At 64.2% G+C, this 24,165-nt stretch carries 23 protein-coding genes; 14 read left to right on the plus strand and 9 right to left on the minus strand.

Translation table 11 applies throughout. From position 1 onward, the window contains the following. Positions 1-10: 10 nt before the first annotated feature. The 3 genes from FJ443_RS18550 to FJ443_RS18560 are packed head-to-tail and all read left to right on the plus strand — an operon-like array spanning position 11 to position 3,329. The gene (locus tag FJ443_RS18550; RefSeq protein WP_140495696.1) at positions 11-1,282 is read left to right on the plus strand and encodes a beta-ketoacyl-ACP synthase; all 1,272 of its coding nucleotides are present in this window, start codon (positions 11-13) and stop codon (positions 1,280-1,282) included. A gap of 37 nt (positions 1,283-1,319) precedes the next feature. Beyond that, positions 1,320-2,348 (plus strand): zinc-binding dehydrogenase, encoded by a 1,029-nt coding sequence (locus FJ443_RS18555; protein WP_140521074.1) that lies wholly within the window; start codon positions 1,320-1,322, stop codon positions 2,346-2,348. Between the two features lie 12 nt (positions 2,349-2,360). Further along, on the plus strand, positions 2,361-3,329 hold the full coding sequence (locus FJ443_RS18560) for a lipid A biosynthesis lauroyl acyltransferase (RefSeq protein ID WP_224705185.1): 969 nt from the start codon (positions 2,361-2,363) through the stop codon (positions 3,327-3,329). A 46-nt stretch (positions 3,330-3,375) separates the two neighbouring features. Here the strand turns inward: FJ443_RS18560 and FJ443_RS18565 are convergent, their stop codons facing one another. Next, positions 3,376-3,804, minus strand: a complete 429-nt coding sequence (locus tag FJ443_RS18565; protein ID WP_140665267.1) for a L,D-transpeptidase — start codon at positions 3,802-3,804, stop codon at positions 3,376-3,378. A gap of 217 nt (positions 3,805-4,021) precedes the next feature. On the opposite strand from FJ443_RS18565, the gene FJ443_RS18570 reads away from it, so the two are divergent. The 5 genes from FJ443_RS18570 (at position 4,022) to FJ443_RS18595 (ending at position 10,667) form a co-directional block, all read left to right on the plus strand. After that, positions 4,022-5,296 (plus strand): acetylornithine deacetylase/succinyl-diaminopimelate desuccinylase family protein, encoded by a 1,275-nt coding sequence (locus FJ443_RS18570; RefSeq protein WP_140665270.1) that lies wholly within the window; start codon positions 4,022-4,024, stop codon positions 5,294-5,296. 158 nt (positions 5,297-5,454) lie between these two features. After that, complete coding sequence (locus FJ443_RS18575; protein ID WP_140665273.1) at positions 5,455-6,933, plus strand: ABC transporter substrate-binding protein; 1,479 nt, start codon at positions 5,455-5,457, stop codon at positions 6,931-6,933. Between the two features lie 301 nt (positions 6,934-7,234). Beyond that, a complete protein-coding gene (locus tag FJ443_RS18585; protein ID WP_140555073.1) occupies positions 7,235-8,182 on the plus strand; it encodes an ABC transporter permease in 948 nt (315 codons plus the stop codon). Next, on the plus strand, positions 8,179-9,048 hold the full coding sequence (locus FJ443_RS18590; RefSeq protein ID WP_140631120.1) for an ABC transporter permease: 870 nt from the start codon (positions 8,179-8,181) through the stop codon (positions 9,046-9,048). The genes FJ443_RS18585 and FJ443_RS18590 overlap by 4 nt, the downstream gene beginning before the upstream one ends. Then, positions 9,045-10,667 carry an ABC transporter ATP-binding protein gene (locus FJ443_RS18595; protein ID WP_140665276.1) on the plus strand — a complete coding sequence of 541 codons (1,623 nt, stop codon included), beginning with the start codon at positions 9,045-9,047 and terminating at the stop codon, positions 10,665-10,667. Before FJ443_RS18590 ends, FJ443_RS18595 begins: the two co-directional genes overlap by 4 nt. Before the next feature lie 95 nt (positions 10,668-10,762). Here the strand turns inward: FJ443_RS18595 and FJ443_RS18600 are convergent, their stop codons facing one another. Then, on the minus strand, positions 10,763-11,194 hold the full coding sequence (locus FJ443_RS18600) for a TerB family tellurite resistance protein (RefSeq protein WP_140495687.1): 432 nt from the start codon (positions 11,192-11,194) through the stop codon (positions 10,763-10,765). A 185-nt stretch (positions 11,195-11,379) separates the two neighbouring features. Between FJ443_RS18600 and FJ443_RS18605 the strand changes: the two genes are divergently transcribed. The 4 genes from FJ443_RS18605 to FJ443_RS18615 all read left to right on the plus strand — a co-directional run bounded on the left by FJ443_RS18605 (position 11,380) and on the right by FJ443_RS18615 (position 13,815). Beyond that, complete coding sequence (locus FJ443_RS18605; protein ID WP_140555067.1) at positions 11,380-12,165, plus strand: TSUP family transporter; 786 nt, start codon at positions 11,380-11,382, stop codon at positions 12,163-12,165. 56 nt (positions 12,166-12,221) lie between these two features. Further along, positions 12,222-12,389 carry a hypothetical protein gene (locus FJ443_RS31195; protein ID WP_181169595.1) on the plus strand — a complete coding sequence of 56 codons (168 nt, stop codon included), beginning with the start codon at positions 12,222-12,224 and terminating at the stop codon, positions 12,387-12,389. 84 nt (positions 12,390-12,473) lie between these two features. Further along, complete coding sequence (locus tag FJ443_RS18610; RefSeq protein ID WP_140559635.1) at positions 12,474-13,313, plus strand: AraC family transcriptional regulator; 840 nt, start codon at positions 12,474-12,476, stop codon at positions 13,311-13,313. An 85-nt stretch (positions 13,314-13,398) separates the two neighbouring features. After that, on the plus strand, positions 13,399-13,815 hold the full coding sequence (locus FJ443_RS18615; RefSeq protein WP_140665279.1) for a VOC family protein: 417 nt from the start codon (positions 13,399-13,401) through the stop codon (positions 13,813-13,815). Here FJ443_RS18615 and FJ443_RS18620 read toward each other — a convergent pair whose 3' ends face one another. Beyond that, on the minus strand, positions 13,816-15,291 hold the full coding sequence (locus FJ443_RS18620) for a cobyric acid synthase (protein ID WP_140665281.1): 1,476 nt from the start codon (positions 15,289-15,291) through the stop codon (positions 13,816-13,818). It lies immediately after the preceding gene. Between the two features lie 3 nt (positions 15,292-15,294). Next, positions 15,295-15,909: a dimethylsulfonioproprionate lyase family protein gene (locus FJ443_RS18625; protein ID WP_140495681.1), complete on the minus strand. Its 615-nt coding sequence runs from the start codon at positions 15,907-15,909 to the stop codon at positions 15,295-15,297. A gap of 144 nt (positions 15,910-16,053) precedes the next feature. Between FJ443_RS18625 and FJ443_RS18630 the strand changes: the two genes are divergently transcribed. Continuing rightward, the gene (locus FJ443_RS18630) at positions 16,054-17,220 is read left to right on the plus strand and encodes an isobutyryl-CoA dehydrogenase (protein WP_140564135.1); all 1,167 of its coding nucleotides are present in this window, start codon (positions 16,054-16,056) and stop codon (positions 17,218-17,220) included. Positions 17,221-17,246: 26 nt separating this feature from the next. Beyond that, the gene (gene mmsB, locus FJ443_RS18635; RefSeq protein ID WP_140665284.1) at positions 17,247-18,131 is read left to right on the plus strand and encodes a 3-hydroxyisobutyrate dehydrogenase; all 885 of its coding nucleotides are present in this window, start codon (positions 17,247-17,249) and stop codon (positions 18,129-18,131) included. A 271-nt stretch (positions 18,132-18,402) separates the two neighbouring features. Here mmsB and FJ443_RS18640 read toward each other — a convergent pair whose 3' ends face one another. From FJ443_RS18640 to FJ443_RS18660, 5 genes are all read right to left on the minus strand, one after another. Next, entirely contained in the window at positions 18,403-19,047 is a 645-nt protein-coding gene (locus FJ443_RS18640) for a cytochrome c oxidase assembly factor Coa1 family protein (RefSeq protein WP_140665286.1), read from the minus strand. Between the two features lie 136 nt (positions 19,048-19,183). After that, positions 19,184-20,563 (minus strand): aspartate aminotransferase family protein, encoded by a 1,380-nt coding sequence (locus tag FJ443_RS18645; RefSeq protein ID WP_140665289.1) that lies wholly within the window; start codon positions 20,561-20,563, stop codon positions 19,184-19,186. Between the two features lie 49 nt (positions 20,564-20,612). After that, positions 20,613-20,753, minus strand: coding sequence for a capsid protein (locus FJ443_RS31420; protein WP_140495676.1), 141 nt, complete (start codon positions 20,751-20,753; stop codon positions 20,613-20,615). A gap of 67 nt (positions 20,754-20,820) precedes the next feature. After that, positions 20,821-22,881 carry a prolyl oligopeptidase family protein gene (locus FJ443_RS18655; protein ID WP_140665292.1) on the minus strand — a complete coding sequence of 687 codons (2,061 nt, stop codon included), beginning with the start codon at positions 22,879-22,881 and terminating at the stop codon, positions 20,821-20,823. 104 nt (positions 22,882-22,985) lie between these two features. Continuing rightward, positions 22,986-24,146 (minus strand): MFS transporter, encoded by a 1,161-nt coding sequence (locus FJ443_RS18660; protein ID WP_140665295.1) that lies wholly within the window; start codon positions 24,144-24,146, stop codon positions 22,986-22,988. Positions 24,147-24,165 lie beyond the last annotated feature (19 nt).

Here is a 24,165-nt window from a genome sequence, read left to right on the forward strand (position 1 = left end):
GGGCTTCCGGATGGCCAATCTCAGAGATCACATGGGCAGGCCGATCGTTGCCGTCACAGGCATCGGCGTGGTTACTTCCCTTGGAGCCGGCAAATCAGACAACTGGACGGCGCTGACCTCGGGCAGATCGGGCATCCACCCGATCACCCGCTTCCCTGTCGACCACCTCAACACCCGCATTTCCGGCATGGTCGATTTCCTTGCGTCGAGCTCGAAGGGCGCCAGCCCCCTCACATACGAACTGGCGGAGACGGCCGCGCAGGAAGCCGTTGCCGAAGCCGGCCTCAATTCCAGCGACTTCGGCGGACCGCTGTTTCTGGCCTCGCCGCCAGTCGAACTCGACTGGCATGAGCGGTTCGCGCTCTATAATTCCGACAAGCACGACGCCGGTGCCGAAAGGCTGCTTCGGGTGGCGCGCGGCCTGAAGGAGCTCGATACTTTCGAGACCACGCAGTTCGGGTCGATCGCCGACCGGCTCGCCGACCGTTTCGGCACGCGCGGCCTGCCGATCACGCTGTCGACCGCTTGCGCCTCCGGCGCCACGGCCATCCAGCTTGGGGTCGAGGCAATCCGCAGAGGCGAATGCGACCGGGCGCTGTCGATCGGCGCGGACGGCTCGGCGACCGCCGAGGCGCTGATCCGTTTTTCGCTGCTGTCGGCGCTTTCGACCCACAACGACATCCCGGAAAAGGCTTCCAAGCCCTTCTCCAAGGACCGCGACGGCTTCGTGCTGGCCGAAGGTTCCGGCGCTCTGGTGCTGGAATCGCTGGAGGCAGCGCTCGCCCGTGGAGCGAGCGTTCTGGGCATTCTGCGCGGCTGCGGCGAAAAGGCGGACGATTTCCACCGCACCCGCTCCAAGCCGGATGGTTCGCCGGCGATCGCGGCGGTGCGCGCCGCCCTCGCCGATGCCGGCCTGGGCGAGGACGAGATCGACTATGTCAACGCGCACGGCACCTCGACGCCGGAAAATGACAAGATGGAGCACCTGTCGCTGTCGACGGTGTTCGGCGAGCGGATCGGCTCGATGCCGATCTCGTCCAACAAGTCGATGATCGGCCATACGCTGTCCGCCGCCGGCGCGGTGGAAGCGGCATTTTCCCTGATGACCATGCGCGAAGGCGTCATTCCGCCGACCATCAACTACGACAATCCCGATCCGGCGATCGTGCTCGATGTCGTGCCCAACAAGAAGCGCAATGCGCAGGTTGGCACCGTGCTTTCGAACTCCTTCGGCTTTGGCGGCCAGAACACTTGCCTTGTCATGGCGCGGGAACCGGTCTAAGCGAGCCACTTCCGCTAGAACAGAACCGACAGGCTCCATGCGCGCACTGCAACTTATCGAGGACCGCCGTCTTGAAACGGTGGACCTGCCGCCCCCGCCGCCGCCCGCGCTCGGCGAGGTGACGCTGCGCATCAAGGCAGTGGCGCTGAACCACATTGACGTCTGGGGCTGGCGCGGCATGGCTTTCGCCAAGCGCAAGCTGCCGCTGGTCGTCGGCGCGGAAGCCTCCGGCGAGGTCGAGACCGTCGGTCCCGGCGTTTCCGGCCTGCTGCCGGGACAGTTGGTCTCGATCTACGGCGCGCGCACCTGCGGCCTTTGCCGTGCCTGCCGCGAAGGCCGCGACAATCTTTGCGAACACGTCTCGGGCGTTCATGGCTTCCACCTCGACGGCTTCGCGCAGGAGAAGATCAACCTGCCGGCGCGCCTGCTGGTCCCCGTCCCTCCAGGCGTGAGCGAGATCGGCGCGGCTGTCGCCCCCGTCACTTTCGGCACCGTCGAACACATGCTGTTCGACAATGCCAGGCTCGAGCCCGGCGAGACGATCCTTGTCCACGCCGGCGGATCCGGCATCGGCTCGGCCGCCATCCAACTGGCGAAGCGGATGGGCTGCACGGTCATCACCACGGTCGGCTCGAACGACAAGATAGACAAGGCCAAGGCGCTCGGCGCCGATCATGTCATCAACTACCGTGACGACCGGTTCGAGGGCGTCGTGCGCAAGCTGACCAAGAAGAAGGGCGTCGACGTCGTCTTCGAACATGTCGGCGCCGACACCTTTGCCGGCTCGATGCTGTGCCTGAAGCGCGGTGGCCGACTCGTCACCTGCGGCTCGACGTCCGGCGTGTCGGCGCAGGTCAATCTGATGCAGCTCTTCCAGCAGCAGTTGAAGCTGCTCGGCTCCTTCGGCTGCCGCATGGAGAACATGGCCAACGCCATGCAGAAGATGGCGGCGGGACAGGTCGCACCCGTCATCGATACCGAAGTCGGCTTCGACGACATCGACGCCGCGCTGAAGCGCATGGAAGGCCGCGACGTCTTTGGCAAGATCATCCTACGCGTCGTCTAGGCCCTGACTTCTGTGTTGAAGAAGCTTCGCCGCGACCTGATGTTCCGCTACGGCCGGCAATTGCGCCGGTTCGAGCACTGGCTGGTCGCGCGCATTGCGATGATCATCATCTCGGTGCTGCGCCTGCTGCCGCCCGACAGCGCGCTGAATTTCGCCGACCGCGTCGCCCGCCGCATCGGTCCATGGGTCGGACGCCATCATGTGGCCGTCGACAATCTGCGCAAGGCCTATCCGCACAAGAGCGAAGCCGAGATCCAGGCCATCGCCTCCGACATGTGGGGCAACATGGCGCGTCTGGCCGCCGAATACATCTTTCTCGACGCCTTGTTCGACTACGATCCAGCCGCCACCAGTCCCGGCCGTGTCGAGGTCAGGGGAGTAGACCATTTCGTCGAGATCGCGGCCGAAAAGAAGCCGCACATCGTCTTCACCGGACATCTCGGCAATTTTGAATTGCTGCCGGTGGCGGCGGCTACTTTCGGCATGAATATCACCGCGCTGTTTCGCCCGCCCAACAATCCGTACCTGGCTGACTACATCCTCTCGACGCGCCGCGCGACCATGGGATCGTTGCTGCCCTCGATGGCGGGCGCCTCGTTCGCGCTCGCCTCGGTATTGGAAAACGGCGGCAATATCGGGGTCCTTGTCGACCAGAAGTTCACGGGCGGCCTGGAAACGACATTCTTCGGCCGCCCCTGCCAGAGCAATCGCGTGCTCGGCACACTTGCCCGTCATTATGATTGCGACGTCTACCCGGCGCGCTGCGTCAGGCTGCCGGGCAATCGCTTCAGGCTCGAGATAGAAGAGAAGCTGACATTGCCCCGCACCGCCGATGGCAGTGTCGACGTGCGCGCCACCACCCAGCTTCTCAACGACGTGGTCGAGCGCTGGGTGCGCGAGGATCCCGGCCAGTGGATGTGGTTCCACAAGAGATGGGACATCAGCCGCAAGCGACGCAAGGCAAAGACCCGAAGCGCGTAGTCTGGAGCCGTCCGATGCGCCTCCGACACAGTGGCCGGCTTAGCAGTCAGTTCCTCACGACGATGCGCGTGTTGCCGAAGCCGACTTCTCGCACCATCGAGTAGAAAGCCGCCGCATTGGCCGTATGCAGCCGCACGCAGCCATGCGACGCCGGTCGGCCGAGCTGCCTCACCGCGCCCGTTCCGTGGATGGCATAGCCGCCGTGGAAGAACACGGAATAAGGCATCGGCGACATGTCGTATTTGCGCGAATACCACATCCGGGCCGTTCGCTGCGGCCGGTAGGTGCCGCGCGGCGTGAAGTAGCCGGACCGAGCCGTGGACACGCTCCACCGGTAGACCTCCTGGCCGTACCTGACCGTCATCGTCTGCGACGACACGTCTATATTTGCAATGAGGCTGGCTGCCCAGCTCTGCACCGAAGCACCGAACAGCATCGTGACAAGTGCTGCTGCCATGAGAACTGTCTTTTTCATGCGATCAAACCCCTTTGATTGCCCCTTGCCTGCCTTCACGTCGTTTTTCATCTCTTTAATGACAGGTGAACGGCATAACATATACCCTTGACCAATTCGCCAATCCAAAGCAGCGAATTTGAACGAATTCCCGCAAGAGTTGCCGTAACGACACGCCGCAACGGCCTAATTGCCAGCGGACTTGCAAAACGACGCCGATCGCTGCTCAACTCGGGCCATGAACGAGCGACTCTTCCAAGCGATCGATGACCGGCGTGACGATCTCGTCGCGCTGACCGCCGAGCTGATCCGCTTTCCCACCATCAACCCGCCCGGCGAAGCGTACCGGCCATGCGCCGAATTTCTTGCCGCGCGGCTGAAGAAGAGCGGCTTCGAAACCGAGTTCATCCGTGCCGAGGGCACGCCCGGCGACACCGACCGCTACCCGCGCGTCAACGTCGTCGCTCGCTTCGATGGGCGCTCGCCTGGCGCCTGCGTCCATTTCAACTCGCATATCGATGTCGTCGAGGCCGGCGACGGCTGGACCGTCGATCCCTTCGCCGGCATCGTCAGGGACGGCAAGGTCTACGGCCGCGGCGCCTGCGACATGAAGGGCGGCCTGGCTTCCTCGATCATCGCGGCCGAAGCCTTCATGGAGGTATTTCCCGATTTTCCCGGTGCTATCGAGATATCAGGCACGGTCGACGAGGAATCCGGCGGCTTCGGCGGTGTCGCGCATCTGGCGAGGCTCGGCTATTTCTCGAAACCCAGGGTCGACCACGTCATCATTCCCGAACCGCTGAACAAGGACCGCATCTGCCTTGGCCATCGCGGCGTCTGGTGGGCCGAGATCGAGACCAAGGGCGAGATCGCGCATGGCTCGATGCCGTTCCTCGGCGACAATGCGGTGCGCCATATGGGCGCCGTGCTGCAGGCCTTCGAGGACGAATTGTTCCCCGCGCTCGACCGCAAAATGACGCGCATGCCGGTCGTGCCCGAAGGGGCGAAGCGTTCCACCATGAACATCAACTCCGTCCATGGCGGCCAGACCGAGGATTTCCGGCCCGGCCTGCCCTCGCCCAACGTGCCCGATTCCTGCCGGCTGACCATCGACCGCCGCTTCCTGCTCGAAGAGGATCTCGCCACGGTCAAGGGCGAGGTGACCGGCATTCTCGAGCGGCTGAAGCGCGATCGGCAAAAGTTCGACTACGAGATCCGTGACCTGATGGAGGTGCTGCCGCTGATGACCGAACGCGACGCTCCGGTCGTCAAGGCAATCGCGCAAGGCGTCCACGCGATCTTCGATCGCGAGCCCGACTACGTCATTTCACCGGGCACCTACGACCAGAAGCACATTGCCCGCATCGGCCATGTCTATGATTGCATCGCCTATGGCCCGGGCATTCTCGATCTCGCCCACCGGCCTGACGAATGGGTCGGCATCTCGGATATGGTGGAATCGGCCAAGGTGATGGCGTTCGGGCTCAACGTGCTGCTGCGCGGCGCCCGATAGCGCCGCACGGGCAAGAGCCAACGGTCGACGCGGCCGTCCGGAGAAAAACATTCCCGGCTACGCCGCCGCGCGGCACGAAACGCAATTTACTCCCGTGCGAAATCACGCTTCTATTCGCCCGGTTTGAGCGCATGTTTGACCACACGGGGAGTAGCACGATGAAATTGTGGAAAACCATCCTAGCCGCGGCCGTCCTGGCGCTGATCGCCGGCACTCCCGCGCTGGCGGCGCGAACCGATCTGGTCATCGGCATCCCGCTCGAACCGCCACATCTCGATCCGACCGCCGGCGCGGCCGCGGCAATCGACGAGGTTCTCTACGCCAACGTGTTCGAAGGCTTGACCCGCATCGGGCCAAATGGCGAGGTCCTGCCGGATTTGGCTGAAAGCTGGACCATCTCCGACGACGGCAAGACCTACACCTTCAAGCTGCACACCGGCGTGAAATTCCACGATGGCGCCGGCTTCAGCGCCGACGACGTGAAATTCTCGCTCGACCGTGCCCGCGCCGACAATTCGGTCAACGCGCAAAAAGCCTTGTTTGCGGCCATCGATACGGTCGACGTGGTCGACCCGGCAACGGTCAAGGTGACGTTGAAGAATCCGCAGGGGTCCTTCCTCTACAATATGGGCTGGGGCGATGCTGTCATCGTCTCGCCGAAATCCGCTGACGCCAACAAGGAAAAGCCGGTCGGAACCGGCCCGTTCAAATTCCAGAGCTGGGCCAAGGGATCCTCGATCAAACTGGTGAAATCCGACAGCTATTGGGGCACGCCGGCTTACCTCGACAAGGTCGAATTCCGCATCGTGCCCGATGCCGCTGCTAGCGTACCGGCATTGCTTTCCGGCGATATCCAGGCGTTCCCATTCTTCGATCCCGACAGTCTCGCGCAGGTCAAGGACGATCCGCGTTTCAAGGTGGTGATCGGTTCGACCGAAGGCGAAACCATCCTGTCGATCAACAACAAGAAGCCGCCCTTCGACAAATTGCTGGTCAGGCAGGCGATCTCCTACGCGCTCGATCGCAAGGCGATCATCGACGGTGCCTCGGCCGGCCTCGGCCTGCCGATCGGCTCGCATATGTCGCCGGCCAACAAGGACTACGTCGACCTCACCGGCCGCTATCCGCACGATGTCGCCAAGGCCAAGGAACTCTTGAAGGAAGCAGGCCTGGAGAATGGCTTCAAGGCGACGCTGAAGCTTCCGCCTCCCACCTATGCCAGGCTCGGCGGCGAGATCATCGCCTCGCAGCTCCGTGACGTCGGCATCAACCTCGAGATCATCCCGGTCGAATGGGCGCAGTGGCTGGACCAGGTGTTCACCAAGAAGGACTACGACCTGACCATCGTCTCCCATACCGAGCCCAACGACATCGGTATCTATGCGCGTAAGGATTATTACTTCAATTACGACAATCCGGCCTTCGACAAGGTGATCGCCGATCTGGACGTCACCTCCGATGAAGCCAAGCGCAAGGAATTGCTGGGGCAGGCACAGAAGATCTTGGCCGACGACGCCGTGGTCGGCTTCCTCTACGAACTGCCCAAGGTCGGCGTCTGGGACGCCAAGCTGCAGGGCCTGTGGGAAAACGCGCCGATCCAGTCCAATGATCTCACCAAGGTGAAGTGGAACGAGTGAAGCCGTTGGCCAAGAGGCGACGCTTGCGCTCCGCACCCCCCTCTGCCCTGCCGGGCTGCCTGACCCGAGCCGCAGGACGATCGCTTCAGGTTTGCGCCGCCCCTCATCGCCCTGCCGGGCACTTCTCCCCGTATAGTGACGGGGAGAAGGGGGCTGGCCGCAACCTCGGCACCCTTTCTGCAACGCTGAAGATTGGCGAAATCCTTTGCGAAGGCGTCCTTCTCCCCGTCTCTATACGGGGAGAAGATGCCGGCAGGCAGATGAGGGGCAGCGCCGATTTCGACTGTTGGCCGATCAAGCGATGACCGCCTACCTCCTCAGGCGTCTCGCGATCGCCGCCGCCACGTTGGCGCTGGCCTCCATGGTCGTCTTCGCGGTGCTGGAGATCCTGCCCGGCGACCCGGCGCGGCTGATGCTGGGCATGAATGCCAGCGCCGACCAGGTTGAGCTGCTGCGCAACCAGATGGGCCTCGACGCGCCCTTGCCCTGGCGCTACCTGCACTGGGCCGGCGGCCTGCTCTGCCTGGATTTCGGCCGCTCCTACACCTATTCGGTGCCGGTCATCGACCTCGTGCGCGAGCGTCTCGTCGTCTCACTGCCGCTGGCGCTGATTGCGCTCGCCCTATCCACCCTCATCGCCATCCCGGTCGGCCTGTTTTCAGCGAACCATCGCGGGCGGATGGGTGACACAGCGGCGATGGGCGCCGCGCAGCTCGGCGTCGCCATTCCCAATTTCTGGTTCGCGCTGATGCTGATCTATCTCTTCGCGGTCTGGCTGCGGCTGGTTCCGGCCGGCGGCTTTCCCGGTTGGGGGGCCGGTGCCTGGCCGGCGCTGAAATCACTGCTGCTGCCGGCTGTGGCGCTCGCACTGCCGCAGGCCGCGATCCTGGCACGCGTCACCCGTTCGGCACTGATCGAGGTGCTGAACGAGGACTATATCCGCACCGCCCGCGCCAAGGGCCTGCCCTATCGCGCGGTCCTGTGGCGGCACGCACTGCGCAACGCCATGATCCCGGTGCTGACCATTCTGGGCCTGCAATTCGCCTTCCTGCTCGCCGGCACCATCATCATCGAGAACGTCTTCTACCTGCCCGGCCTCGGCCGGCTGGTGTTCCAGGCGATCACCCAGCGCGACCTGATCGTCGTGGAAAGCGTCGTCATGCTGCTGGTCGCCGCGGTCATCGCCGTCAACCTCGTCGTCGACCTCTCTTATGCCGTCGTCGATCCGCGCCTCCGAAGCCGGCAATGATGTTGCATCCGGACATCCCCGAAGAGACGCTGGGCGGCATCCTCGTCAAGGCGTTCGGCAACCGCTCGTTTCTTGCCGGCTTCGTCGTCACATTGTTTGTGGCGGCGGTGGCGATCCTCTCCTATCTCTGGACGCCCTATGACGTGACCCGGCTGGTGATATCCGACAAGACGCTGGCGCCGTCCTGGGCGCACTGGTTCGGCACCGACCATTTCGGCCGCGACATCCTGTCGATGATCATGGTCGGCGCCCGCAATTCGATCGCGGTGGCGCTGGTCGCGGTCGGCATCGGCATGGGCGTCGGCGTGCCGCTCGGTGCTTTCGCCGCGGCGCGCGGCGGCCTCGTCGACGAGGCCTTGATGCGCATCAACGATCTCGTCTTCGCCTTCCCTGCGCTTTTGTCGGCCATCATGATCACCGCCATCTTCGGCCCCGGCGCCATCAATGCCATCATCGCCATCGGCATCTTCAACATCCCGGTTTTTGCCCGCGTCGCCCGAGCCGGCGCCTTGGCGATCTGGCCGCGCGAATTCATCCTCGCCGCCCGCGCCGCGGGCAAGGGCAAGGCGCTGATCACCATCGAACATGTGCTCCCCAACATCGCCACCTTGCTCCTGGTGCAAGGCACTATCCAGTTCGCGCTCGGCATATTGGCCGAGGCCGGGCTTTCCTATCTGGGCCTTGGCGCCCAACCGCCAATGCCGAGCTGGGGCCGCATGCTGTTCGACGCCCAGACCCGCATGGTGGTGGCGCCCTGGATGGCGATCTTTCCCGGCATGGCGATCGTGATCACCGTGCTTGGGCTGAACCTTTTGGGCGACGGCATCGCCGACATCCTCGATCCGAAATCGCGGCGGCAACGATGAGCCTGCTGGAAATCGACAATCTGTCGCTGGCGATCGGCGACACGCCGATCCTCCGGAGCATCGAGTTCTCCATCGCGCCCGGCGAGGTAATGGGGCTGGTCGGCGAATCCGGCTCCGGCAAATCGATGACGGCTCTGAGCGTCATGCGGCTCTTGCCATATGCCGCGCGTGCCAGCGGGCGCATCACCTTCGACGGCATCGACATCCTCGCGGCAAGCGAGGATCAGATGTGCGCCCTGCGCGGCGACGATATCGGCATGGTGTTCCAGGAGCCGATGACCGCGCTGAACCCGCTCAAGACCATCGGCGAGCAGGTCGCCGAAGGTATACGCTGGCATGCCAAGGCGAGCCGCGCCGAGGCGGAAGAGCGGGCGCGAAAAACGCTCGACCGGGTTGGCTTGCCGTCGGCAAAATTCCCGCTGTCGCGCTATCCGCACGAACTGTCCGGCGGCCAGCGCCAGCGCGTCGTCATTGCCATGGCCTGCGCGCTGAAGCCGAAGCTGCTGATCGCCGACGAGCCGACCACGGCGCTCGACGTGGTGCTGCAGGCACAAATCCTCACCCTCTTGCGCGACCTTGTCGCGGAGAGCGGCATGGGCCTGCTCCTGATCTCGCATGACCTCGCCGTGGTCACCGAGATGGCGGATCGCATCACCATTCTTCGTCGGGGCGAAGTCATGGAAGCCGGCGATACGGCCCGCACGCTCTCTGAACAGCTCCACCCCTATACCCGCCAGTTGGCGCTGGCCTCGATGCACGTGCCGGCCCGCGCCCGGCCGCATGGCGCCTCGGCAGCCCGGCCCTTGCTCGAGGTGGAGGGCGTGACGCGCGACTATCCAGGCCGGCGCACCTCGCTGTTCCGGCGCGCGCCTGATATCCGCGCCGTCGACGGCGTGTCGCTGTCGATGGCGCCGGGCCAATCGGTGGCGCTGGTCGGCCGCTCCGGCTGCGGCAAGTCTACCTTGGCGCGCATGATCCTGGCGCTGGACCGGCCGAGTTCGGGGACCATCCGCTTTCGCGGCGAGCCCCTCACCGGCAAGAGCGAGGCGGACCTGAAGCCGGCGCGGCGCGACATGCAGGTGGTATTCCAGGACCCCTATGGCTCGTTCGATCCGCGCCAGACGGTCGAGAAACTGGTCGCCGAGCCGCTGCACGTGCTGGACAGGAAACCGGGGCGTGCCGAGCGCCGCGAGATGGTGGCGCAGGCGCTGCACGAGGTCGGCCTCGACCAGCACGACATGGAAAAGTATCCGCACGAATTTTCCGGCGGCCAGCGCCAGCGCCTGTCGATCGCCCGCGCCATCATCACCCGCCCAAAACTGGTCGTCGCCGACGAGCCGGTTTCGGCGCTCGATGTTTCGATCCGCGCTCAGATCCTCGACCTGTTCGCCGAGCTCAACCAGAAACTCGGCATCGCCTATCTCTTCATCACCCACGACCTCACCGTCGCCCGCGCCATAACGGACGAAGTGCTGGTCATGCATGACGGCCAGATCGTCGAGCGTGGCCGGACGAGCGAGGTGCTGGATCACCCGCAATCCGAGGCGGCCAAGACGCTTGTCGCCGCAGCGCCGGACCTGCACAGGGCAATTGCACGCCGTATGCAGGAGCAGGGGTGAGCGATCGGTTCGCGAAGCGAATCCGCCGTGTGAGTGAAAGGCCGCAAATGCCGGAGGCTGCCGTAGACAGCCGGCCCGGCTGGGATCCCATCAACCTACTGCTCAGATTTCACCACGTCGACCGGGCTGATGTCGAGCAGGTCGAGCGTGCGGCGCAGCAGGCGCACCTCGGTCTCGGCCAATTGCGCGTCCGCCTTGGCGATCTCGGCCATATGCTGCGCCAGTTGCTTGCGCCGCTCGACATCGAGGTCGCGGAACAGCGCGATGGCCTGTGAGCCATTGGTTTCGTAGCCGAATTCGTTGAGATATTCGATGACGGCGTCGATGCTGGTTTCCGGAATGCCGAAGGCATCCTTGCAGATGCGCCGGAAGGCAACCATCTCGCTCTCGCTGACCGTTCCGTCAGCCAGGATCATGCGGAACAGCATCAGAAGTTCCGCCGACAACACGGGGTCGTCCGCCACCTTGCGCACCCCGGGGTCTCCATCGAAGATCGAGCGTATCTGGTCGAGCAGTTCGAATGCCATCGGGAGCCCCTTTGCCGATTCCTCTAATCCATGTAGCCCAAAAAAGCGCAGCGGTTTTGGGATAATGACAGCACAACGCGAAATCCAGGCGCGACGCGCTTGGATAGAAGTAGCGTGAAATCGGTCTTGCGCAAACGGGGTGTTCGTGATCGAAGCCGGAGCATCTCTGGCTTGATTTCTCCCTGATGATCGACCTCACCTTAGAATCCGTCGCCATGCTCGCCTTCGCTGGTTTTGCCGCGGGCTTTGTCGACTCGATTGCCGGCGGCGGTGGGCTGATCACTATTCCCGCACTGCTGCTGGCCGGCTTCTCGCCGGTCGAGGCGCTGGGAACCAACAAGCTGCAGGGCATGTTCGGCTCGGGATCTGCGACCATCCACTATGCCGCGAAAGGCCATGTCGACCTTCGCCGGCAACTGCCTTCTGCGCTGCTGGCGCTTGCCGGCGGTGCCGTCGGCGCCTTGCTGGCAACGATCGTGCCCGGCGATCTGCTGCGGGCGCTTCTGCCGCTGGTGCTGATCGCCATCGCGCTCTATTTCGCCCTGAAGCCCAACATGACCGACGTTGACCGCGCCGAACGTATGACGCCCTTCCTGTTCGGGATAACGCTGGTGCCGGCCATCGGCTTTTACGACGGCCTGTTCGGGCCGGGTGCCGGGTCCTTCTACATGCTGGCCTTCGTCGCGCTGGCCGGCTACGGCGTACTCAAGGCGACGGCCCACACCAAGCTGCTCAACTTCGCCTCCAACATCGGCGGCTTCGTCGTCTTCGCCGCGGTCGGCGTCATCTCCTGGAAGATCGGCCTGATGATGGGCGTCGCCCAGTTCCTCGGCGCCCGCCTCGGCGCCAGCCTGGCCATGCGCATCGGCGCCAGGCTGATCAAGCCGCTGCTTGTCATCGTCTGCGTCGCTCTGGCGGCGAAGCTCCTGGCCGACCCGGCGAACCCGCTGCGCGTCCTGATTGGTGTGTGACCCGCGCGCCTGATGGAATGCCGCTGTTCGAATCATGTCGAGGAGAGGACCCGCACATGAATCTCAGCGCACCTACCGAGATTGTTTTCATCATCTCCCTTGTCATCGCCTCATCGGCATTCTCGCCGCCCTCGGCCTCTTTCGTTCATCCACTCGCGTCGGTGTGGACCGTGCCCATTGCTTACCTCGTGCGTGCCGGCGGCTGCCTGATGCGCGGCGCCTGACATTCAAATCTCAGGCAATTCGGAGCGCCCGGCCAAAAGCCGGGCGCTTTTGATTCGGGTCCGGGCTCTGCTAGAGTCCTGTCGATGCCAATCGAGATGCCATGTCAGGAGGAACAGGACCGGTCAGTCCCCGGGCGGTTCGAGATGCGGCGGCGCCTTCCCAGCCCTGCCCTCGCGGGCATTGTGTCAGACATTTGCGGTTATCGCGAAACGGCGCCCGGCCATTACCGCAATGTCGAATATGCCTCCCTTACCGTGCCTCTGGTCATCAGCTTCGCCGAACCTTTCGCCATCGGCCTTGGCAAGCCGCCCGGCGACAATGATCGCTTCGCCAGTTTCGCCGCCGGCCTCTATGCCGGACCCGTGATGATCGAATCCTTCGGCGGCGCCTGCTGCGTCCAGGTCAATTTCACCCCGCTTGGCGCACGCCGATTCTTTGGCCAGCCGATGAGCGGGTTGACCGACCGCATGGTCAGCCTGGACGATGTGCTCGGCATCGAAGGCGTCGCCTTGCGCGAGCGGCTTGGCAACGCGGCGGACTGGAGCAAACGTTTTGCCCTTGTCGAGATGTTCGTCGCCGCCCGGCTGGCCGATGCGCCGGAAACGCAGGCCGGGGTTGCCTGGGCCTATGACAGGATCCTCGCCTCCGGCGGCCGCGTGCGCGTCTCGTCACTGGCCGACAGGCTGGGCTGGAGCCGCAAGCATCTGGCGGGGAAATTCGCGGACGCGACCGGCATCGGCCCGAAAACGCTGTCGCGCATCGTCCGCTTCAACCGCGCGCTTGGCCTGTCGAGGCAGCAAGCCTGCGATTGGGCCGACATCGCGGCCGATTGCGGCTATGCCGACCAGGCGCATCTGGTGCGTGAGTTCCGCGACCTTGCCGGCGAGACACCGACCGCGATCGAGGGTTCGGCACAGGCCTGAAGTCCCGGGCAACATTTCTTCAAGACGCCGGAACGGCTGTCGCTCAGACTGGGTTCATCGATGAGCTCGAATGAAGGAAGTTGCCATGCCCGCTGAAGCCCCCCGCCTCTACCCCGCCTTGCGTTACAGGAACGCCGCAAAAATGATCGACTGGCTGTGCGATGCCTTCGGCTTCAGCATCCGTGCTCGCTACGGCGAAGGCGATGTCGTGCACCATGCCGAACTGGTCTTCGGCTCCTCGATGATCATGCTCGGCAGCGCGCGCGACGACGACTACGGCAAAATGGTTGGCGAACCCGGCACAGGCGGCGGCAAGTCAATCTACATCACCGTCGACGACGCAGACGCCGCCTACGCCAAGGCGAAGAAGGCAGGCGCCACGATCCTCCAGGAATTGACCGACCGCGACTATGGCAGTCGCGAGTTCATCTGCCGCGACCCGGAGGGCAATGTCTGGTCCTTCGGCACCTATTGGCCGAAGGCGGGAGAAAAGAGCAGCTAGCTACCGCGCCAGCGAAAAGATCGCGTCGCAGTCAAGATGGCTCTCCAACTGGGCCGCGACCTCGTCGAGAGCCCTCTCGACCTCGGCGCGATAGTCGATGCCGCCGCCCTTGACGCCGAGGCTTTCGAGGAACCTCCCTCGAAAGGCGTCGGCGCCAAACAGCCCGTGCATATAGGTTCCGACCACCTTGCCATCCGCCGAGACCGCACCGTCCTCGGCGCCATTGATGATTGCGGCCGGCCGCAGCATGTCCGGGCCGGTGGTGCGGCCGAGATGGATCTCGTAGCCTTCGAGCGGCAGGTCGAACGGCACCGAGCGGGCGCTGACGTTGCGCACCGTCTTTTCCGGTTCCATCACTGTTTCGATGTCGAGCAGGCCAAGCCCTTCCGCTTCGGTGACGCTGCCTTCGATGCCGTCGGGATCGCGCACGATGCGGCCAAGCATCTGGAAGCCGCCGCAAATGCCGACGACATGGCCGCCGCGCCTGCGATGGGCGAGAAGATCACGGTCCCAGCCATTTTCGCGAAATTTCAGCAGATCCCCGATCGTCGACTTCGAGCCGGGAATGACCACCAGTCCCGCATCCTGCGGCAACGGCTTTCCGGGCGGCACGAACACCACTTCCACCTGCGGCTCGGCCTTGAGCGGGTCGAGATCGTCGAAATTGGCGATGCGGCCAAGCATCGGCACTGCCACCTTCAGCGCGCGCGCCTCCCCGGAGGCAAGCCGTTCCAGCACCACCGAATCCTCCGAGGGCAGCCGCGCTGCCGCCTTCAGCCACGGCACGACGCCGAAGCAGCGCCAGCCGGTGAACCCTTCGATCGCCTTGATGCCGTCGTCGAACAGCGAGACGTCGCCGCGGAACTTGTTGATGAGGTAGCCGACGATCATGCGCCGGTCTTCCTCCGGCAGGATCAGATGCGTGCCCGCGACCGAGGCGATGACGCCGCCGCGGTCGATGTCGCCGACCAGCACGACAGGCACGTCGGCACGCGTCGCAAAGCCCATATTGGCGATGTCGCGGCTTCTGAGATTGATCTCGGCCGGTGAGCCCGCGCCCTCGACGATGACGAGATCGGCGCCCTCGCCGACCTTGCCCCAGGAGTCCAGCACCGCGTCCATCAGCCGGCCCTTCAGCGCCTGGTAGTCGCGCGCCCGCGCCTCGCCGAACACCTTGCCTTGCACGATGACCTGCGCACCGACATCGGTCTGCGGCTTGAGCAGCACGGGGTTCATGTGAACCGATGGCGGCACGCCGCAGGCGATCGCCTGCAGCCATTGCGCGCGGCCGATCTCGCCGCCGCCAGCCCTGTTGTCGCCGGGAATATCGGCGACAGCGGCATTGTTCGACATGTTCTGCGGCTTGAACGGACGCACCTTCAGCCCACGCTTTTTCGCGGCGCGGCACAGCCCGGCGACCAGCACGGTCTTGCCGACATCCGAACCCGTGCCTTGCAGCATAATGGCTTTAGCCATGGCTCAGCCCCTGCCCTGCGTCACGGTCCCGGTGATCGTGGATTTCTGCGCCAGCGGCCCGCCGCGCCAGATATAGAGCGCCAGCAACGGCTCCTTGCCGGTGCGCATGGCGTGATTGACCTTGGAAGCGTGGTACACGACCTCGCCGGCCTCTCGCTTGTGAAAGCTGTCCTCGCCCATGCGCCACTCGGTGCCGCCGGTCAGCGGGATATAGATCTCCTCGGCGACATGATGGTGGTCGGGATAGACGATATCAGGCCCAAGGATCAGCACGCCGGCGGCGACCTCGTCGTTGGCGAAGTGGCCGCGGGTGCCGAATACTTCGAGCCAGCCATAATTGTCGATGAACGCCTTGCCGAAATCCGACTCGCCGTAGGTCTGGCCCCAGCGCAATTCGCCGCGCTCCTGCGCCAGAAATTGCACCAGCTGCTTGGTCCGCGCCGGTGTCAATTCGGCGGCACGATCGAGATGGCGCAGGCAGCCGAGTGAGTGCGGTTCAAGCTCGCGGGCGGGCATATCCCACCCTATGCGCGCCACCGCATCCTGCACCAGGAAGTCACCCACGGAAGCGAGATAGGCGTGGAACCGCTCTAGCAGCTCATCGAATTTTGTCGTCACATCTTGCTCCGGACATGCATTGACGCACAGCCGCTCCGCGGCGGCTCGGGTTGCGCGGCGGCATCATTGGTCTAGATTGGTGCGCGCGCAAAGCCAAAAACGACAGGCCAGCGAGCCAGCTGGCCAGTATATAGGGAGCACGCCATGGACGCCGCGGTCGATGCGAGCACCAGCCAGTTCGAACTCAACGAGGACCAGCGCGCCATCCAGGAAATGGCTCAGGCCTTCGCCGCCGATCGCGTCGCGCCGAATGCGCTAGACTGGGACCGCAACAAGCATTTCCCCGCCGACGTGATCCGCGAGACTGGCCCGCTGGGCCTCGGCGGCATCTATGTCAGGGACGATGTCGGCGGCTCCGCGCTCGGCCGGCTCGACGCCGTGCTGATCTTCGAAGCGCTGTCCCACGCCGACCCGGCCTTTTCCTCCTTCATCTCGATCCACAATATGGTGGCCTCGATGATCGATCGTTTCGGCGACGACGGCCAGCGCCAGCGCTTCCTGCCGAAGCTCACCTCCATGGAATGGCTGGCGAGCTATTGCCTGACCGAGCCGGGTTCCGGCTCGGACGCCGCTGCCCTGAAGACGCGGGCGGTGAAGAGCGGCGGCGACTACGTGCTGAACGGCGCCAAGCAGTTCATCTCCGGCGCCGGCGACAGCGATATCTATGCCGTCATGGTGCGCACCGGCGCCGAGGGACCGAAAGGCATTTCCACCATCGTCGTGCCGAAAGATGCGCCGGGACTCTCCTTCGGCGCCAATGAGCACAAGATGGGCTGGCATATGCAGTCGACCCGCCAGGTCATTTTCGAGGATTGCAAGGTGCCGGCCGAAAACCTTTTGTCAGGCGAAGGCGCCGGCTTCGGCATCGCCATGGCCGGACTCGATGGCGGCCGGCTGAACATTGCCGCCTGTTCGGTTGGCGGGGCCCAGTCGGCGCTCGACAAGGCGCTGTCCTACACGGCCGAGCGCAAGGCATTCGGCTCCAGGATCAACCAGTTCCAGGCGCTGCAGTTCCGGCTGGCCGATATGGAAACCGAGTTGCAGGCGGCGCGCATCTTTCTTTATGCCGCCGCTTCCAAGCTCGACCGCAAGGCACCGGATGCCTCGAAATGGTCGGCAATGGCCAAGCGCTTCGTCACCGACACCGGTTTCAACGTCGCCAACGATGCGCTGCAGCTGCTCGGCGGCTACGGTTACCTGCACGATTACGGCATCGAGAAACTGGTGCGCGACCTGCGTGTGCATCAGATCCTCGAAGGCACCAACGAGATCATGCGCGTCATCATCGCCCGCGCGTTGATCGGTCGCTGAAGCGTGCAAACTCCGGGAGAGACACAATGACCACAATCGCCTTCATCGGCCTTGGGAATATGGGCAATCCAATGGCGGCGAACCTGGTCAAAGCGGGGTATGCCGTGCACGGCTACGACCTAATGTCCGAAAACCTCACCGTCGCCAAAGAACATGGCGTTACGATCATGGCCAATGCCTTGACCGCAGTGAAAGATGCGGATGTTGTCATTACCATGCTGCCCGCCGGCAAGCATGTCCTGTCGGTCTACGAAGAGATCGCGTCCAAGGCAAAGAAGGGCGCGCTTTTCATCGATTCCTCGACCATCGACGTCGAATCGGCGCGCAAGGCGCATGCCATCGCCGCAAAGCACGGCCTGCTGTCGGTTGATGCGCCGGTCTCGGGCGGCACCGGCGGTGCCGCCGCCGGCACGCTGACTTTCATGGCCGGCGGCTCGGACGACGCCTTCGCCGCCGCCGAGCCGATCCTGAAGCCCATGGCCGGGCGCATCGTCCATTGCGGCGGCGACGGCGCCGGCCAGGCGGCCAAGATCTGCAACAACATGATTCTCGGCATTTCGATGATCGGCGTCGCCGAGGCCTTCGTGCTGGCCGAAAAGCTCGGCCTGGCGCACCAGGCCCTGTTCGACGTTGCCTCGACCTCTTCAGGCCAGTGCTGGTCGCTGACCACCTATTGCCCGGTGCCCGGCCCGGTGCCGACCTCGCCCGCCAACCGCGACTACAAGCCCGGCTTCGCCGCCGCGCTCATGCTGAAGGATTTGAAGCTGTCGCAGGAAGCCGCGCAAGCCGCGGGCGCGGTGACACCGCTTGGCGCCGAAGCGACACAGCTCTACGGCCTGTTCAACGCGCAAGGGAATGCCGGCGCCGATTTTTCCGGGATCATAAATTTTCTGCGCGGCGCCAATCAATAAGCAATTGATAAAGCTCGTTTTTCTTTCGTACGCCTCGCCGGAGAACCGCAAAATTTAGGTTTGCTTAAGCTCTCGATAACTCCGCGGTAACGATGTCCCTATAAAACGGACTGCGAGGCGGATATCGCGTCCGCCCGGCGCTCCGGATCAGGTCTCGCGTACCGGAGCCCGTAAGTTTCGCCAAGTGTTTGCGTAGCGAAACGCCAAGCGTATCTGGCAAAGCCGCGTTCCCGGTGGGGCGCGGTTTTTGCGTTCCAGGATCCGACATCCCTCATATTCCGATTGCCGCGTTCGGGATCGGCACGTGATCTTCATTGGTCAGCACGATCGGCGCATCGGCGCCCTCGACCCGGACCACGAGCAGGTGCGTGCTCCACGTGCCTGCATTGCGAACAAGATGCGAAAACACCGTGCCCTTTCCCTTGGCGCCGTGGATGGGAATGCTGAACTGCGCGTCACCCGTCCCATCTGCGTTGACGTTGAGATGGCCGCCGACCCAGAAATTGGCGGTCACGTCGTCGCCGATAGCGGCTTTCACCCGGGTATCGGCGCGAACGACCTCCATGGTCATGTGATAGGCGTCACTGCCTTTGATCATGAAAGGGATGCCGCCGACCATCGTCGCGCAGCCCCCGATACTGAGCACCCAGACGGCAAGACCGGCGATCGCCCAGTTGCGCTGCGTTCTGCGGAACTGCTCGGCATCGCGCCACGCCCGGTTCCGCCATGCCCAGCGGCTGCCGCGCGCGCCGAGCACGAAGATCATGACGATGTTGACGATCGGGATCAGCGCCAGCAGGGCGATGAAGGTGGAGTTGCCGATGCCCCAGATCCAGTTGAGGAAGAAGGCGCCCCAATTCCAGCGATCGAGCTCAGCCGGGATTTCGGCGGGCTGGTTGAGCGGTTGTCCGGCCATCGCGTCCCCCGTCGGCAAAACTGCCTTGGCGGGTTGTAACCGATAGCGCCGGCGACCGGAACCCTCGGTGCGCCTGGTATCGGCATTGGGTCATCGACGGCCGGGCGTCTCGATCACGAACGCCCGGCCATTTCTTTTACCGTTTGCGCAGATCCGCTTGCGCCAGGTCGAGCGCCTTGCCGATACGCTCGCAGGCCATATCAATCGTGTCGCGGGTCCAGATCAGCGGCGGCGACAGGATCATCGTGTCGCCGGTGGCGCGCAGCATCATGCCGTTGGCGATCGCATGCTCGCGCACGGTCACCGCGGCACTTCCAGCCGGCAGGAACCGCTCCTTGGTCGCCTTGTCCTTGACGATCTCGATCGCACCCATCAGCCCGATCGAACGCACCTCGCCGACCAGCTCGTGCCCGGCGATGCGCTCTTGCAGCGCCTTGGCGAAATAGGGCCCGGTGTCGGTCCTAACGCGGTCGACCAGACCCTCCCGCTCCATGATCTCCAGGTTCTTTAGCGCCACGGCGCAAGCCACGGGGTGGCCGGAATAGGTATAACCGTGATTGAACTCGCCGCCCTTCTCGATCAGCGTCGAGGCAATGCGATCGCCGACCAGCAGCGCCGACAGCGGCTGGTAGCCCGACGTCAGCGCCTTGGCGGTGGTGATGGTGTCGGCCTCGATGCCAAGCGTCTGCGCGGCAAACCATTCGCCCGTGCGGCCATAGCCGGTGATGACCTCGTCCAGCATCAGCAGCACATCGTATTTGCGGCAGATGCGCTGTACCTCGGGCCAATAGCTTGCCGGCGGTATCTTCACGCCGCCAGCTCCCATCACCGGCTCGCCAATGAAGGCGGCGACCTTGTCGGCGCCGGCTTCGAGGATGGCGTCCTCGACCGCCTTTGCCGCGCGCAGGCCGAAATCATGATCGCTCTCGCCCGGCAGCGACAGCTCATAGGCGTACGGCGTCATCACATGGACGATGTTGGGCACCTCTCCGTTGAGCTGCTTGTGCATGGCGTCCATGCCGCCGAGCGACGTGCCGGCGATGGTCGAGCCGTGATAGGCCATCTTGCGCGAGATGACGCGGTTCTTCTGCGGCTTGCCTTCGAGCACCCAATAGTGGCGCACGAGCCTGAGCGCAGTGTCGTTGGCTTCCGAGCCGGACGAGCCATAGAACACCTGGTTGACATTCTTCGGCGCGATCTCCGCCAGCTTCTTCGACAGAAGCACAGGCGTCGGCGTCGAGCATTTGAAGAAGGAATTGTAGTAAGGCAGCTCCTTCATCTGCGCATAGGCAGCCTCGGCGAGCTCGTCGCGGCCATAGCCGATATTGACGCACCACAGCCCCGCCATGCCGTCGAGCAGTTCCGTCCCTTCGGAATCGTAGATGAAGGGACCGTTGGCGTGGGTGATGATGCGCGATCCGGCCTCGCGCAATTCCCTATGGTCGGTGAACGGATGCAGATGATGCGCGGCGTCGATCTGCTGAAGCTGCTTCAGCGAATAATTTTGATAGGTCATGGATCTGATCTTCCTCTGGAACCAATCCGGCTGCGCCGGGGCGGATTCTTCAGAGGATAGCGGGTGGCGAATAGCCTATGCGGGCGCAAAGCCGCAAAAGCTCGGCGCGCAACGTGCGCAGCGACGGCGTCACCGCGCCCCCAAATGCCCGAACCCCGAAAAGGCCGGCCAATGTCACCACGGGAGCCATGAAGGCACCTTAGAGCAAAGAAGGTTCGAGGTGAACCACCCTTCGCTCCGGTCCGAAGGCTTTCGGTTCAGCCCTTCCCGCCCAGCGTCCTCTGCAGGAAAACGTACTTCATCGCGGCCTGTGCCGCCTGCGGCCGGCGGTCGCCGCGGCCGCCATGGCCGCCCTCGGTCTCTTCGAAGAAGAGCGTCCCGGCGTGGCCGGCCTCCTGCAGGCGGGCGGCCATCTTGCGCGCATGGCCGGGATGCACCCGGTCGTCGGCGGTCGAGGTGGTGAGCAGCACCGGCGGATAGGCACCGGCCTCGACATGCTGGTAAGGCGAGTAGGCGGCCAGCCAGGTCGCATCTTCCGGCTTCGACGGATCGCCATATTCGGCCATCCACGACGCGCCGGGCGGCAATTCGGTGTAGCGCAGCATGTCGAGCAGCGGCACCTCGATGATCACGGCGCCGAACAGCTCCGGATGCTGCGTCAACGAGACGCCCGTCAGCAGGCCGCCATTCGAGCCGCCCTGGATGCCGAGCGAGGCGGCTGTCGCAATGCCGCGCCTGACGACATCCTGCGCGACCGCCGCGAAATCGTCGAAGGCGTTCTGCCGGTTGGCCTTGAGCGCTGCCTGGTGCCAGGCCGGGCCGAACTCGCCCCCGCCGCGGATGCAGGCCTGCACATAGGCATTGCCCTTCTCCAGCCACAGCCTGCCGCGCACGCTGGCATAGCCAGGCAGCAAAGGCACTTCGAAGCCGCCATAGCCGTAGAGCAGCGTCGGCACCGGGCCCTTCTGGTCACGCCGCCTGACGACGAAATAGGGAATCATCGTGCCGTCCTTCGAGCGCGCCTCGAACTGTTCCGAGACGAGCTGCGAAGCATCGAACCGCGACGGCTGCGACTTCACGGTGGCGAGCGTCTCGCCATTGTCGTCGGACCAGATGATCGAACTCGGCGTCAGGAAATCGGTGAAAGAGAAGGAGACGCTGGCGCCGAAATGTTCGGCATGGCTGATGCCTACCGTGCCGTTTTCCGGCAACGCGACCGGTTTCAGCGACCAGGCGCCGTCCCTGCGTTCGCAGGCCACAACCTTGCCGCGCACATTGTCCATCAGGCTGATGAACAGGCGGTCCTGCGTCCTGGCAAGAGTGGCGATGGACACGCGATGCGCCGGCGCGAGCAAGGTCTCGATGACGCCGAAACTGCCGGTCTCGATCCAATGCGCGAAATCGAACGAATAGAGCCCGTCCGGCCGGCAGGACGTGCCATCCGGCGCCGTCCAAGGCGTACGCACGCCAAACACCATCTGGTCCTTGAAAAGCGCCGTGTCGGTAACGTCGTCGGGCAACGGAATGCGTCTGTTTTCACCTGACGGGAGACGCAGGAAACTGTGCGATGCAAAGAAGTTGAGCGTCCGCGTTAGAAACAAATGCCGCTTCTCGCCATCGAACTCCAGGCCGGCGCCGACGGCGAGGTCTTCCTTCTGCGCTTCGAAGATCGGCGTCGCGTCTTCAAGGTCCGTGCCGCGCGTCCACAATTTGACGACGCGCGGGTAGCCGGATTCGGTCTTGTCGGCCTCTTCGAAGGCTGCCGAGACGATCACCGTATCCTTGTCGAGCCAGCCGAAGCCGGACTTGGAAGCGGGCGCGCGAAAACCGTCCTCGACGAACGATTTGGCGGCGATGTCGAATTCGCGCATCTCGCTGGCGTCGCCGCCATCAGGCGACATCGAAACCAGGCAGCGGTTGAAATCGGGGTAGAGCCGGCTGGCGCCGCCGAACACCCATTTCACTCCCTCCTTCGCCGCGAGCTGGTCGAAGTCGATGATGGTTTCCCAGTCCGGTCTGTCGGTCTTGTAGGAAGCCACCGTCGTGCGGCGCCACAGGCCCAACACATTGGTCTTGTCCTGCCAGAAATTATAGACGTAGCCGTTGAGCGCGGAGCCGACGGCTATGTTGTCCTCGGCGGTCATCAGATCGAGCGCGGTTTCGAACGACGCCTGGTAGGACGGATCGCCCTGCAATTGCGCCACCGTGACTTCGTTCTGGCGATGTACCCAGTCGAGCGCCTCCTTGCTCGTCCTTTCCTCCAGCCAAAGAAAGGGATCATCGGTCGCCAAGCCAGGCTTTGTCGTCGAAATGGTCATGGGGGTCTCCGGGAAATCGGGGGGCGGCCCTGCCTACATCGCGTCAAAGGGCGCCGGATTCAAGGTGTTGAAGCCGCGTCATCGCGGCAGATCGCTTCAGGCCGTCACACGATCCGTCGCCGGATGACGGTCGCAGCCGCCAGCGCCAGGCAGATCGCGCCGAGCGTCACCGGCAGGCCGCTCGCGCCGATCCCGTCCATCACGCCGCCCGCAAGCGGCGGGACGAGGATGCCGCCGACGCCCCACATCAGGGAGAAAGCGGCATTGCCGGCAATTAGCGCCGAGCCGCTGAAACGCTCGCCGAGTTCGATGATCGCCATCGTATAAATGCCGTAGGACACCGCGCCCCAGACGAAGATCATCGGCCAGACCAGCGGCGTTTCGATCAATAGCGGCAGCAGCAGACAGCCGAGCAGCGTCAGCACCAGGCAGATGAACCGCACCAGGCGCGCCGTCAGCCGCTCGGCCAGCAGGCCGAGCGGCACCTGCATGGCGATGTTGCCGGCGATCATCGTCGACAGCAGGGCCGACATGCGGTTCTCGGCGATGCCGTAATGCGTGCCGTAGACGGGCAACAGCGCCAACACCGCCTGCTCGAAGCCGGCAGCCACGATTACTGCCGACAAAAGCAGCCAGGCGAGCGGCATGAAGCCCACCACCGAAAGCCGATGCCCGGCTTCGTCGACCTTAGGCAGGCGCCCGACCACCAGGGCCAGGCAGCCGCCGCAGAAGATGAAAGCGGAAATGCCGACCAGGAATGGCGGCCAGCCCTCCGTACCGACGGCCAGCAGGCAAAGCGGCCCGGCGGCGAAGCCGGCCGAGATGATCGTGGAATAGACGCCCATGATGCGGCCGCGCCGGGCCGGCGGCGCCAGCGCGATCACCCAGATTTCGCTTAAGACATAGAGCGGATTGGTCACCGCGCCGATCAGGAACCGCAGCGGAAACCAGAGATAGAGATCCTGTGTCCAGCCGATCAGCGCCAGCACGACCGCCGAAAGCGCCGCGCAGGTCAGCGCCGTGCGCCCTGCCCCGAACCGCCGCGCCAGTGACGGGATGAGCGGCGACGAGACGATGAAGCCAATCGGCGTCATCGCCGCCGACAGGCCGATCATGACAGGCGAAACGCCCTGCCGCTGCAGGATGAAGCTCAAGAGCGGATAGGACAGTCCCTGCGCGATGGCGAACACCGACACGGTCGCGATCACACCGGTGATCGCTGCCCACTGCATCGTCTCGTCGCGCTTCGGTTCCACCCGGTCCATGATCCACATCGCCTCTCGG

The organism is Mesorhizobium sp. B2-6-1, from assembly GCF_006440475.1.
GTDB lineage: Bacteria > Pseudomonadota > Alphaproteobacteria > Rhizobiales > Rhizobiaceae > Mesorhizobium.